General features: G+C 60.5%; 10 protein-coding genes. 4 read left to right on the top strand and 6 right to left on the bottom strand.

Annotated features, from left to right (window positions below; all coding sequences use genetic code 11):
• Nucleotides 1–75 precede the first annotated feature (75 nt).
• The 4 genes from zwf to B472_RS10275 all read left to right on the top strand — a co-directional run bounded on the left by zwf (nucleotide 76) and on the right by B472_RS10275 (nucleotide 5,035).
• Nucleotides 76–1,539 carry a glucose-6-phosphate dehydrogenase gene (gene zwf / locus B472_RS10290; RefSeq protein ID WP_019426300.1) on the top strand — a complete coding sequence of 488 codons (1,464 nt, stop codon included), beginning with the start codon at nucleotides 76–78 and terminating at the stop codon, nucleotides 1,537–1,539.
• A gap of 15 nt (nucleotides 1,540–1,554) precedes the next feature.
• Complete coding sequence (locus B472_RS10285) at nucleotides 1,555–2,400, top strand: MurR/RpiR family transcriptional regulator (protein WP_019426299.1); 846 nt, start codon at nucleotides 1,555–1,557, stop codon at nucleotides 2,398–2,400.
• 128 nt (nucleotides 2,401–2,528) lie between these two features.
• A complete protein-coding gene (locus B472_RS10280) occupies nucleotides 2,529–4,157 on the top strand; it encodes a peptide chain release factor 3 (RefSeq protein ID WP_019426298.1) in 1,629 nt (542 codons plus the stop codon).
• 71 nt (nucleotides 4,158–4,228) lie between these two features.
• Nucleotides 4,229–5,035, top strand: a complete 807-nt coding sequence (locus B472_RS10275; RefSeq protein WP_019426297.1) for an HAD-IIB family hydrolase — start codon at nucleotides 4,229–4,231, stop codon at nucleotides 5,033–5,035.
• 4 nt (nucleotides 5,036–5,039) lie between these two features.
• Here B472_RS10275 and B472_RS10270 read toward each other — a convergent pair whose 3' ends face one another.
• The 6 genes from B472_RS10270 to B472_RS10245 are packed head-to-tail and all read right to left on the bottom strand — an operon-like array spanning nucleotide 5,040 to nucleotide 13,208.
• Entirely contained in the window at nucleotides 5,040–6,377 is a 1,338-nt protein-coding gene (locus B472_RS10270) for a TolC family outer membrane protein (protein WP_019426296.1), read from the bottom strand.
• On the bottom strand, nucleotides 6,377–7,753 hold the full coding sequence (locus B472_RS10265) for an HlyD family type I secretion periplasmic adaptor subunit (protein ID WP_019426295.1): 1,377 nt from the start codon (nucleotides 7,751–7,753) through the stop codon (nucleotides 6,377–6,379). Before B472_RS10265 ends, B472_RS10270 begins: the two co-directional genes overlap by 1 nt.
• A gap of 44 nt (nucleotides 7,754–7,797) precedes the next feature.
• Complete coding sequence (locus tag B472_RS10260) at nucleotides 7,798–9,540, bottom strand: type I secretion system permease/ATPase (protein WP_019426294.1); 1,743 nt, start codon at nucleotides 9,538–9,540, stop codon at nucleotides 7,798–7,800.
• An 8-nt stretch (nucleotides 9,541–9,548) separates the two neighbouring features.
• The gene (locus tag B472_RS10255) at nucleotides 9,549–11,261 is read right to left on the bottom strand and encodes a type I secretion system permease/ATPase (RefSeq protein ID WP_019426293.1); all 1,713 of its coding nucleotides are present in this window, start codon (nucleotides 11,259–11,261) and stop codon (nucleotides 9,549–9,551) included.
• A complete protein-coding gene (locus tag B472_RS10250) occupies nucleotides 11,258–11,890 on the bottom strand; it encodes a hypothetical protein (protein ID WP_019426292.1) in 633 nt (210 codons plus the stop codon). Before B472_RS10250 ends, B472_RS10255 begins: the two co-directional genes overlap by 4 nt.
• A gap of 43 nt (nucleotides 11,891–11,933) precedes the next feature.
• Complete coding sequence (locus tag B472_RS10245) at nucleotides 11,934–13,208, bottom strand: PKD domain-containing protein (protein WP_157951973.1); 1,275 nt, start codon at nucleotides 13,206–13,208, stop codon at nucleotides 11,934–11,936.
• Nucleotides 13,209–13,215 lie beyond the last annotated feature (7 nt).

Below are 13,215 nucleotides of genomic sequence, written 5' to 3'. Positions count from 1 at the left end.
TCAAAAATCAAGCTTGAATTATCATTGAAACAAAGTTACATTACAAACACTCATTTCATGTAACTCAAGAACAACATGGCTTTTGATCTGGTCTTCTTTGGGGGCACTGGCGACCTGGTCTGGCGCAAACTCATGCCCGCCTTGTTCCAAGCCTTTCGCCACGGTACCTTGCCCGAAGGTGGCCGCATCATCGGCGTGGGGCGAGACGCGCTGAGCGACGCGCAATACCGCCAGAAAATCCAGTCGCGCTTTGAGCAAGTCGAAGGCGACAAACGCCCCAATCCCGAAGAGTTCGCCCGCTTTGCCAGCTTGCTCTGTTATGTGCGCATGGACCTGTCCGAGCCGCAAGCCTACGCCGCCTTGTCTGCCCGCCTGGCCGAGCGCAAGACCGACCACGTGGTCATGTATTTGTCCACCGCCCCCAGCCTGTTCACCACGGTGTGTGAACAACTCGCCGCGCACGGCCTGAACACGCCCCAAACCCGCATCGTGCTGGAAAAGCCACTGGGTCATGACCTGGCCTCCAACCGGGCCATCAACGAAGCCGTCGGCCAAGTTTTCAAAGAACAACAAATCTTCCGCATCGACCACTACCTGGGCAAGCCCGCGGTCCAAAACCTGTTTGCCATGCGCTTTGGCAACGCCTTGTTCGAGCCCCTGTGGCGGCGTGAGCACATCGCCAACATCCAGATCACCATGGCCGAAGAACTCGGCGTCGAAAAACGCGGCGGCTTTTACGACGCCACCGGCGCCTTGCGTGACATGGTGCAAAACCACGCGCTGCAGCTGCTGTGCGCCATCGCCATGGAGCCGCCCATCAATGCCCACGCCGACGCCATCCGCGACGAAAAACTCAAGGTGCTGCGCGCCCTGAAGCGCTGGACCCCCGACACCCTGAGCCAACACGTCATTCGGGGCCAGTACAGCGCAGGCAACCTCTTGGGGCAGGCCGTCCCCGCTTACCGCGATGAAGCGGGCGTGAGCCCCGGCAGTCACACCGAGACCTTTGTGGCGCTGCGCACCGAAATCGCCAACTGGCGTTGGGCGGGCGTGCCTTTTTACATCCGCACCGGCAAACGCATGGCCTCGCGCGAAGCCCACATCGAGATCAACTTTCGTCCGACCCCGCACGAGATTTTCAAAAGCCCCATGGGCCATGCCAACAAGCTGGTGATTCACCTGCAACCCAAAGACGGGCTGGAGCTGCACCTGTTTGCCCAGGGCCAGAGCAAACGCGGCCAAGGCAGCGGCGGCGCGACCCTCAGCCCGGTGCACTTGGACCTGGACTTTGACAAACGCTTTGGCAGCCAGCGCGTGGGCGCTTACGAGCGCCTGCTGCTGGATGTGCTGGATGGCCGACTGAACCTGTTTGTGCGCAGCGACGAACAAGAAGAAGCTTGGCGCTGGGTCGAGCCCATCTTGCAACACTGGAAAAATGACACCACCGGCCCCCGCCCCTACGCCGCAGGCACCTGGGGCCCCAGCGCGTCCAGCGCCATGATCGCGCGCGACGGCTTTTGCTGGTCTGAAGAAATCTGACACGAAAGACGCCACATGCTTGACCGCATCAAAGCCTGCTTGCCCTCCTTGGCCCCGGCTGAACAACGCGTGGGCAAACTGGTGCTGGCCGACCCCCGCGCCTTTGCCAAACTGCCCGTGACCGAGTTGGCCCACCGCGCCCATGTGAGCAAACCCACCGTGGTGCGCTTTTGCCGCAGCGTGGGCTATGACGGTCTGTCCGACTTCAAACTCAAGTTGGTCGGCAGCGTCAGCGAGGGCGTGCCCTTCATCCACCGCAGCGTGGACGCCGATGACAAAACCAGCGACATCGCCGTCAAGGTCATTGACAACAGCGTGGCGGCTTTTTTGAAGTACCGCAACGACGCCAGCTCATTCGCGCTGGATCACGCGGCCCAAGCCCTGGCCACGGCCCAAAAAACCAACCGCCGCATCGAGTTCTATGGCGCAGGCAACTCCGGCATCGTGGCGCAAGACGCACAGCACAAATTCTTTCGGCTGGGGGTCAACGCCATCGCCTACAGCGATGGCCACATGCAGGTCATGAGCGCCTCCATGCTCCAGCCGGGGGACTGCGCCGTCATCATCTCCAACTCGGGCCGCACCCGCGACCTGATGGACGCCTGCGACATCGCCCGCAAACAAGGCGCCACAACAATAGTCATCACTGCCAGCGGCTCGCCCCTGGCCAGCGCCGGGCACATCCACCTGACGGCCGACCACCCCGAGGGCTATGACAAATACAGCCCCATGGTCTCGCGCCTGCTGCACCTGCTCATCATCGACATCCTGGCCACCACCGTGGCCCTGCGCATCGGCGAAGCCCTGCAACCCGCCCTGCGCGACATGAAGAAGAACCTGAGCAGCAAGCGCTACACCTGAGACCCGGCCGACAAGCGCCCATGTGCAGCCGCACGCTGCCCCGGTAAAATCCCTTCTTTTGCCAGCCTGCACAGGGCTTGGCCACCACGGGGGCTGTTTGGCCACCCGCACGATCTTCAGGACCCCTTGTGACCTTCGCCCACGAAACCCGGCGCCGCCGGACGTTTGCCATCATTTCTCACCCCGACGCGGGCAAAACCACGCTCACCGAAAAGCTCTTGCTGTTCTCGGGCGCGATCCAAATTGCCGGCTCGGTCAAAGCGCGCAAGGCGTCCCGTCACGCCACCAGTGACTGGATGGAAATCGAAAAGCAGCGCGGCATCTCGGTGGCTTCGTCCGTGATGCAGATGCTCTACCGCGATCACGTCATCAACCTGCTCGACACCCCCGGCCACAAAGACTTCAGCGAAGACACCTACCGCGTGCTCACCGCCGTCGACTCGGCCCTGATGGTGATCGATGCGGCCAACGGTGTGGAAGCCCAAACCCGCCGCCTGATCGAGGTGTGCCGTCAGCGCGACACGCCCATCATCACCTTCGTCAACAAGATGGACCGCGAAGTGCGCGACCCGCTGGACATCCTCGACGAAGTCGAACGTGAGCTGGGCATGCCCTGCGTGCCCATGACCTGGCCGGTCGGTCAAGGCAAATCGTTTGGCGGCATCGTCAACCTGCGCACCCAAGCCATGACCGTGTTCGACTCCGGCAGCGAACGCTTGCCGCAAGACTTTGAAACCATCCCACTGACTGAGCAAGCCCAATTGGCCGAACGCTTTGGCATGGAATGGCAAACCGCCATGGACAGCATGGAGCTGGCCACCGGCGCATCGCCTGCGTTTGACGAAGCGGCGTTCTTAGCGGGCAAGCAAACGCCCGTGTTCTTTGGCTCCGGCGTGAACAACTTCGGTGTGATGGAAGTGCTCGACGCCCTGGTGGACCTGGCCCCGCCGCCCCGCCCCCGCACCAGTTCGGTCTTGGTCAACAAGCAACCCGTAGTCAAAGAAATCCAACCCGAGGACAGCGCGTTTTCGGGGGTGGTGTTCAAGGTGCAAGCCAATATGGACGCCAACCACCGCGACCGCATCGCCTTTGTGCGCATGGCCTCTGGCAAATACACGCCCGGCATGAAGCTCAAAGTCCAGCGCACCGCCAAAGAACTGCGCCCCACCAGCGTGGTCACGTTTTTGAGCCAACGCCGCGAAGCGGTGGACGAAGCCTATGCGGGCGACATCATTGGCTTCACCACCCACGGCGGTGTGCAGTTGGGCGACACCATCACCGATGGTGCCAACCTGCTGTTCACGGGACTGCCATTTTTTGCACCCGAACTGTTCATGACGGTGATTTTGAAAAACCCGCTGCGCACCAAACAACTGCAGCAAGGCCTCGACCAGCTCGGCGAAGAAGGCGCGATCCAGGTCTTCAAACCCGAAATTGGCGGCCCCATGCTGCTGGGCGCGGTGGGACAGCTGCAGTTTGAAGTGGTGCAACACCGCCTGAAAGCCGAATACGACTGCGACGTGAGGTTAGAGGGCTGCCAATACACCGGCGCCCGCTGGATCACGGCCGACACCCCCGCCGAACTGCGCGAATTCACCAACGCCTACCCGCAGCGCATGTCGCTCGATGCGGCAGGCACGCTGGCCTATTTGTGCACCAGCCCTTACGACGTGCGCCTGGCGCAAGAGCGCTTTCCCAAGATCCACTTCCACCCCCTGCGCGAACACGCTGGCCTGGCACTGGGCTCGGCAGGCTAAGGATGGAATGGGGGTCTGACCCCAATTAATGTGCCCCCAATTCATGCCCATTCAATCCAAGCAAATTTCCGATGCGTCCCCTCTCCAGTTGGCAGGTTCCATGCCCCATCGTCGGCGTCTTCACCGACATCGACGACACGCTGACGACCGAGGGCGCCATCACCCCCGATGCCTTGCAAGCCCTGGCGGACCTGAAGTCAGCGGGCCTGCATGTCGTGCCGATCACAGGGCGGCCTGTCGGTTGGAGTGAGCCGTTTGCCGCCAGTTGGCCGGTTGACGCCATCGTGGCCGAAAACGGCGCTGTGGGGCTGCAACACACCGCCGAACAAGGCCTGCGCAAGCTGTACCAGCAAGACCTCAGCACCCGCAACGCCCACTTCGCGCGCATGCAGCAGGTGCTGGCGCACATTGAACGCACGGTGCCCGGCGCAACCCGCTCGCAAGACAGCGCCGGACGCGAAACCGACATCGCGATTGACCACAGCGAGTTCACGCACCTGCCCCCAGCCGCCATCGATGAAGTGGTGCGCCGCATGCAAGCCGAAGGCATGACGGCCACCGTCAGCAGCATCCATGTCAATGGTTGGTTTGGCGAGCACAGCAAGCTCACCGGAGCCCGCTGGATCGTGCGCGAGTTGTGGGGACGCGACCTCGATGCCGAGATCCAGCACTGGGTCTATGTGGGGGACTCCACCAACGACCAGCTCATGTTTGCGCACTTTCCCCACAGCATCGGCGTGGCCAACATCCGCCGCTTTGAATCACAACTCTCCCACCGCCCACGCTACATCAGCCCCGGCGAACGGGGCGCAGGGTTTGCGCAAGTGGTGCAGCATTTGCTCAACCCGGAAAATCAATTAGGGTCAGACCCCAATTGATCCATCAAGGGGCGAAGGCTTGGTTGATTTCCGTGAGGGCGGTCACGGCATCCACACCGGCCAAAGACGACAAACGCAGACGCGACATCAGGTACACATAGCGGGCTTGGATCAGGTCGCGGTTGACGGTCACCAGTTGCTGCTCGGCATTGAGCACATCGAGCATGGTGCGAACGCCTGCCCGCTGCGACTTTTGCGTCGAATCCAGCAATTGCGTGGCCGAGCGCAAGGCCTGCTCCAAAGCCCGAATGCGCAACAAGCCCTCGGTCACGCCCCGGTACTCTTTGTGCACGCGCAAGTTCAAATCACGGCGCAAAGACTCCAAAGATTCCTCGACGCGGGTTTTTTCTGCCACCGCTTGGCGCACTTGCGAATTGACGGCCCCACCTTGGTACAAAGGCACCGACAACTGGAACCCGATCGACTTGTTTTCAAAGCGGGAGTTCAAGCGCGTCACGTTCTCATTGCCACTGTCCGACCATTGCGCCACCGCATCCAAGGTCGGTGCATGGGCAGATTGCGCCTTGGAGATTTCTTTTTCAGCCGCATCCAAACGGGCCGACAGCGCCCTGATTTCAGGGCTGTGGGTGTGCGCCAAATCCACCCAATGCGGCAATGCATTGACCATCTGGCTCACCGCAGACACACCCTGCGCACCCAGGCCAGACAAGGCCGACAAAGGCTGGTTGACCATCAACTCCAGTTGCTTGCGGGTGTAGTCTTCGTTCTGGCGCGCCTCCAGCTCATTGGCCTGCGCCATGTCCAAGCGCGACTGGGCGTCGTCAATGTCCGTGCGGGTGCCTGTGCCCGCGACCAAGGCCTTGCGGGCTGCATCCACCATGGCGGTGTACTGGCGTTTTTGAGCTTGAACCAGCTTCAAACTCTCGGCCGCCAGCAAGGCCTCCATGTAAGCCCCACCCACACGCACCACCAGGTTTTGCACCTCGCGGTCGTAATTGGCCACAGACTCTTGCACCAGGACCTCGGCCTGCTTGAGCTGGAAATAGCGCGGCATGTTGAACAAAGGCTGGCGCAAAGACAAAGACCGGTTGAAGCTGTAATAGCTGTCCTGGCTGACCGAACTGTTGCCGAGCAAATTGGTCGATGTGGTGGCCAACTGGTTCTGGCTGCGTCCCAGGTTGGCACTGACCGCAGGCAACAACTGCGACCGGGCCTGCGGCAAGCGCTCCATGCCCGAAGCCAATGCGGCGCGACCGGCCCTCACATTGGCGTCTTGCGCCAGGGCCGCTTGGTAGGCCTGCAGCAAATTCATCGCTGGCGCTGACGAACAAGCCGCCAGCAAGGCCAGACCCAACACAGTTTGACGATAAGGCAAAGCCATCACTCCTCCTTCATGGAACCGGCCAAGCGCTTGAGCAAGGGGTTCAACATGTACGTCAGCATCGAGCGCGATCCGGTCTTGATCACCACCTCGGCCGGCATGCCCGCTTGCATCTGGCGGTTGCCCAGGGTCTTCATGCCCTCGGGCGTGACTTCCAGGCGTGCCAAGAAGTAGCTGATCTGCGGATTGGCCGGGTCGGTCAACAAATCACCCGACACCGAAATCACTTTGCCCTCCACCACCAGCTGGGGCGAATGCGCAAAGGTGTTGAAACGAATGTCTGTGGACAAGCCTGCCTGCACCTTGTCAATCAAATGCGGCGCGATGTGCGCCTCCAGCACCAGCGCTTGGCGCTCGGGCACGATGTCCATCAACTTCTGGCCCGGCTGCACCACCGCACCCACCGTCTGCACCGCCAGGCTCACCACCTGACCACCGGCCGGGGCACGGATATCGACCCGCTTCAAATCGGCCTGAATGGCGTTGAACTTTTCCGCATCGGCCTGCACCTCGCGCGACACATCGGCCAACAGGGACTCCACCTCTTTGCGGTACTCCGACTGACGCGCCAGACTGCGCTGCGTCATCTCAGCAATGGCGCTGCTGGAGCGCAGCATGCTGCCGTTCAAGTCGGCCAAAGCCGCTTGCACATCGGCCAACATGCGTTCAATTTCCATCTGCCGGTTGCGTGGGGCATACCCTTCTTTCACCAAATCCCGCACATTGCCCAACTCTTCATTCAGGATGGCCAGCTGTCTTTGTCGCTGCACCACCACCGACTGCGCAGCATCACGTTGGGCCCGCATGCCCTGCATGGACTCTTGCATGCTTTGCAACTCGGCCCGCAAGGCCTGCCTGCGCGAATCGAACAACTGGCGCTGGTTATTCACCTGCAGCGCAATGAACGGGTCCGATGTGGCCGCCATCACCTCGGGTGAAAACGTCACCTTGTCGGCCCCACTTTGCTCAGCCCGCAGGCGGCTTTGCATCGCATTCAGGCCCAAGTAACGCTGACGCACCGACTCAAAATTGGCACGGGTCACCGCCTCGTCCAGACGCATCAACACCTGGTCTTGCTTGACGACATCGCCCTCGCGCACCAGCACTTCTTTGACGATACCGCCCGACAAATGCTGCACCTGCTTGCGCTTGGTGTCGATGCTCACCACACCGGCGGTGGGCACGCCTTCGTCCAGGGGCGCCAAAGCTGCCCACAACAAAAAGCCCCCCAAGCCCAAGCCCAGCACCCACAAACCCTTGCGGCCAATGCCCGCCGTGTCCGAAGAAGCGCGCAACGAAGCCTCCTCGCCCATGGCCTTGGCATTCACATCCTCAACGGGTGCGCTCTTTTGAGCAGACAATTTTTGATTCAACATCACAAACCCCAAAAAATCGAAATGACTGACCGATAAACGGCGAATTAAGCCGCAGGCTGAACCGCTGGCGCAGCTGCCCCAGCCGCTCCAGCCGCCGCCTCACGCTGCTTTTGCAAAGCCGCCAACACACCATCGCGCGGGCCACTGGCCACCACCTGGCCATCTTGCAGGATGACCAAACGGTCGGCCACCTTGAGCACACCTTGGCGGTGGCTGATCAAGACCACCGTCTTGCCCTGCTGCTTGAGCAAGAGCACCGCATTGAGCAAAGCGTTTTCGCCGTCGTCGTCCAAGTTGGCATTGGGTTCATCCAGCACCACCAAGACCGGCTGCCCGTACAAAGCGCGCGCCAAGCCAATGCGTTGGCGCTGCCCACCCGACAAGAAAGAACCCGCTTGCCCCACCCGGGTGTCATAGCCCTTGGGAAAGCGCAGGATCATCTGGTGCAAACCCGCCGCTTGCGCTGCGGCAATCACCTGCTCGGAATTCACCTCGCCAATGCGGGCAATGTTCTCGGCGATCGTGCCATCGAACAACTCGATGTCTTGTGGCAAATAACCCAAATGGGGTCCCAGACTCTCACGCGTCCACTGCGTGATGTCCTGCTCGTCCAACAAAATGCGCCCTTCAAACTCGAGCCAAATCCCCAGCATGGAACGCGCCAGGGTGGACTTGCCAGAACCCGATGGGCCCAACACCACCGTCACCGTGCCCGGCAGCGCCACAAAATCTACTTTGTTCAACACCGGCTTGTCTCGGCCCGGCACACGCACCGTCAAGCCTTCCACCTTGAGTTGCCCCAAAGGCACCTCGGTCAAAGTTTTCTCGCGCCCCTTGTGCTGGAAACCCATCAACTCCTTCAAGCGCTCATAGGCGGTCTTGCTCGTCAAAAAACCTGGCCAAGACATCACCAGCAAATCGATCGGCGCCAAGGCACGGGTTGTCAACACGTTCGCCGCGATCATGGCGCCTGGGCTGATCTCTCCCACAATCACCAACCACCCCCCCACACCCAAATTGAGCGACTGCTGCGAGTAACGCGCAAACTTGCTGACCGCCGTCACAGCGCCCAAACGTTGTTGGGCCGAACCGCCCTGCAACAAAGCCTTGTGCTGCAGCTTTTGCCAGCGGGCGAACAAACCGGCCAACATGCCCATCGACGACAACACCTCGATGTTGCGCAACTTGGACTGCATGAACTTCTGCGCGTCGGCCTGCGACTGCGCAGAATCTGCCTGAATCTGTTTGCCCAGACTGTGCCCATACCAAGCGATCGAGGTCTGAACCAGGGCAAACACAATCGCCACAGCACCCAGCACAGGGTGCAGCAAGAACAAAACCCCGATGTAAATCGGCACCCACGGGCTGTCAAACAAGGCAAACACGCCATTGCCCGTCATGAACTGGCGCAAACTGATCAAGTAACCAAAGGCCTTGGCCGGATCAGACTCTGACGGGTTCAGGTAAGACAGAAAACTCGAGCGGAACACCTTCTGGCTCAAGGCCTGGTCCAATTTGACGCCGGTGCGCACCAGCAAGATGGAACGCGCCCATTCCGCAAAAGCCATCATGGCAAACAAAAACACCGTCAACAGCGAAACCATCAGCAAAGTCAATTGACTCTGGCTGATCATGACCCGGTCAAACACCTGCAGCATGTACAAGGTGGGGGTGAGCATCAGCAAGTTGACCACCATGCTGAACACCGCCACCGTCAAAAATTCGCGCTTGAAAGTCCACATCACCGTGGACAAAGGATCGCGGATCACCATGTTGTTGTTTTTCATATCGAACCTCACGCAGCCTGGGCCGACACAGACGCCGCAGCAGGCATCAGCTTTTGCAAAACCTCAGCAGTCGGGCCATACAACTGCTGCGTCCCATCCTTGAGCACCAACACCCGGTCAGACACCGACAACACACTGGTGCGGTGCGTGTTGATCACAAACGTCGTACCACGCGACTTCATCGTGGCAATCGCCTGCGTCAAGGCCACATCGCCTGCCTCGTCCAGGCTCGAATTGGGTTCGTCCAGCACCACAAAAACAGGATCGCCATACAAAGCTCGGGCCAAGGCCACACGCTGACGTTGGCCGCCCGACAGCAAACCGCCATCACGCCCCACGGGCGTTTCATAGCCTTTGGGCAAAGCCAAGATGAACTCATGCAAGCCCACCAAAGCCGCGGCTTGTTCAATGCGGGGCCTGTCCAAATCGCCAAAGCGGGCAATGTTTTCGGCCAGCGTGCCCTCCAGCAACTCGACCCCTTGCGGCAAATAGCCCAGGTGCGGGCCCAACTCGGCCTTGTCCCAAGTGTGCACATCCACGCCATCCAAGCGCACTTTGCCCGCCTGCGGCTGCCAAATGCCCAACAACAACTTGGCCAGCGAGGTCTTGCCCGAAGCCGAAGGCCCCACCACCGCCAGCACCTGCCCTGCGGGCAAGCCAAACTGCAATCCGCGCAAAATCGCCTGCGCTTGGCCAGGCGCTGCCGCCACCAAGCCCTCCACCGTCAACTCGCCCTTGGGCGCGGGCAAAGCCATGTTCTTTTCACGCGCTGGCACGTTTTGCAGCAAGCTGGACAAACGCACCCAAGCCCCCGTCACCGTGGCCACCGCGCTCCACTGCTGCGCAATCTGAGTCAGTGGCGCCAACAAGCGCCCCCCCAAGACCGAGCTGATGATCATCATGGCTGCGCCGCCATTCAGGGCATTGAACAACAACAGCCAAGCGCTCAGACCCAACAATACCGAACCCATCAACTGCTGCAACAACTTGGACACCGCGTTCAAGCCGCCCGCTGACTCGGAGGCCTTGGCTTGGAACGCCAAAAATGCCCGCTGCTTTTTCTGCCACTGGCCCATCACCGCGTCCAGCATGCCCATCGACTCCATCACCTGCGCATTGCGCAGCGAAGCCTCGGCATAAGTCTGTGCCTCTTGCGATCGGCGCTGCGCCTCTTGCAAAGGCTCGCGCGACGTGCGCTGAATCAGCCAAGTCACCAAAGTCTGCGCTGCTGCCCCCACCAAAGCGGCCCAACCCAAGACCGGGCTGATGGCAAAAATCAACACCAACGACACCAGCGCAATGGGCAACTCAAACATCGCCCCCAAAGCCGGGTTGTTGAAAAAATCGCGCACCGTTTTAAAGTCGTTCTGCACCGACATGGCGCCGCCCATTTGCTTTTTCAGCAAACCGTCAAACATCGCGTTGTACACACGGTCGGCCATGCGCAACTCAAATTCGATGCCAGCCCCCCACAACAAACGTGAACGGAGCTTCTCGATCAGCTCCATCACCGCATAGGCCCCCAAGGTGACCACGGTCAACATCAAGAGCGTCATCACATCGCGGCTGTTCACCACCCGCTCGTAAACCTGCAGCATGTACACCGTGGGGGTGAAGCCCAACAAACCAATCACCCAGCTCATCAACACCGCTTGGCGCCAAGCCGGCTTGTTCTCCCACAGCGCCATGCGCAATTCGGATACCGCAGAACCAGACTTCATGGCGTCACCTCAACAGAAACATATTCGGGAATCAAGCGGGAAGGCACTGCACCCTCCAGGCTTGGCACAGCGGGCGCATCGCCCTCGGGCAGATCCGCCACGTCGGCCGAATCCAGATAAAACGACAACTCAAAGACCTTGTCTGCCCGTTCATTGAGCACAATCTCGCGCAACTTGGCTTGGGCAAAAATCGCTAGCTTGTCGGTGCTCAAGGTCAAATCAAAGCGCATGCGCCCGTCCATGGTGAAGAGCGACAACTGCCCCGGCTTGATGCTCAAGGTGTGGCGGTCAAAGTACACCGGGCAACTGTCGGCAAAGCGCAAAAGCGGCAAAGCAGCGCCTGGTTTGAGGGCCGGATTGAAAGGACTTTGGGGGTGTTGGTAAATCAAGCGGGCCATTTTGGACACCGCATAAATGGCGTTGCACACCATCTGCGAGCCCAAAGCCGGAAACTGCGCCCGCAAAGCGCGGTAATGCAAATGGTGCAAAGCCACCCGGTTCCACACCCGGGACTGCTGCACATGGGGCGCCAGTTCGTTGCAAACCTGCGCAAACACCACCCGTAAAGCACCCAGCCGAGCATGTTGCTCGGCCGTTGTGTCAAGAGGAACGCGGATCTGAAAGTTCATATAGGAAGCGAGTATAACTCGTTCCTATATGAAATTATCAAACTCACTCCGCTTTGATCAACACCCGCGACACATGGGTGCCGCCCTTGCTGTCGTTCACGGTCAAAGTCGCCACATAAAAGCCCGCCAAGTCCGGCGTGAAGGTCGGCCCCACGGTGTTCGGGTTGGTCAATGCCGCAGCCGACAAATTGGGGCGGGTGGTCAGGGACCATTGGTAAGTCAAGGTGTCCTCATTGGGGTCGGTGCTGGCACTGCCACTCAGGGTCACCGGCGCACCCACCACCACCACTTGCTCAGGGCCTGCGTTGGCCACAGGCGGCAAGTTCTGGGATGAGGCCGTCACCAACACCGTCACCGGCTCGCTGTTGACCTGGCCATCGTTGACCACCAGGCTCAACACATAGAACCCTGCCACATCGGCGGTGAACAAGGGGTTGACCAAGGTCGCGCTCGACAAAACGGCCGCACTGTCGGCCAAAGCACCCGTGGCCTTTCTGGGTTTGTCCAGCAATGCCCACTTGTAATTCAAGGTATCGCGGTTGCTGTCGGTGCTGCTCGCAGCGCTGAGCTGCACTCGCGTGCCCATCACCACGCTGGAAGGCGCCGTGATCACCGCCACAGGGGGCGCATTGACGGCCGAGACCACCACGCGCACCGCATCGGGTGCACTGGACGAGACCTCATCGCGCACCGTCAGGCTCGCAGTGTAAGTGCCCGTCAGGGCAGCCGTGAAGGTGGGGCGCACACCGGTCAAGACCGCCGACGTGCCATCGGGCCGCACCAAAGACCATGTGAAGGTCAACACGTTATCGCGGTTGGCGTCTGAGCTGTCACGACCGTCCAGCGACACCACGGCATTGACCAACACGCTCTGGTCCACCCCGGCATTGGCCACGGGGGGCGCATTCACTTCCGACACGGTGACCGTCACCAAAGACCTGGCACTGCGCAGCTTGGTGTCCGAGACCACCAAAGAAAAGCGATACTCTCCCGGAAGATCGGGCGTGAACGTCGGCTCGACCGAGGTCGCCTGGCTCAAATCAGCGGCACTTCGAGGAGGCCTGGAATCCATGGCCCACTCATAAGTCAGCGCATCGCCATTGGCGTCGGTGCTGCCACTGCCATTGAGCTTCACGGAACCTGCCCCCAGCAACACACTTTGGTTGGCGCCCGCCACCGCCACCGGCGCTTGGTTGACCACCGGGGTGGACGAGTCGCACAGCGCTCCCCCCAGCAAGTTGCAGCCCGAGCCTCCCCCGCCACAAGCCGCCAACACCGGCAACAAAGCCAAAACGCACCAAACTCTGAGATTTTTCATGTCCTGC

Source organism: Limnohabitans sp. Rim28, assembly GCF_000293865.2.
In the GTDB taxonomy this organism is placed as follows: domain Bacteria; phylum Pseudomonadota; class Gammaproteobacteria; order Burkholderiales; family Burkholderiaceae_C; genus Limnohabitans_A.
Note: the sequence above shows the minus strand (reverse complement) of the source record. Positions and strands in the feature narration are given on the sequence as shown.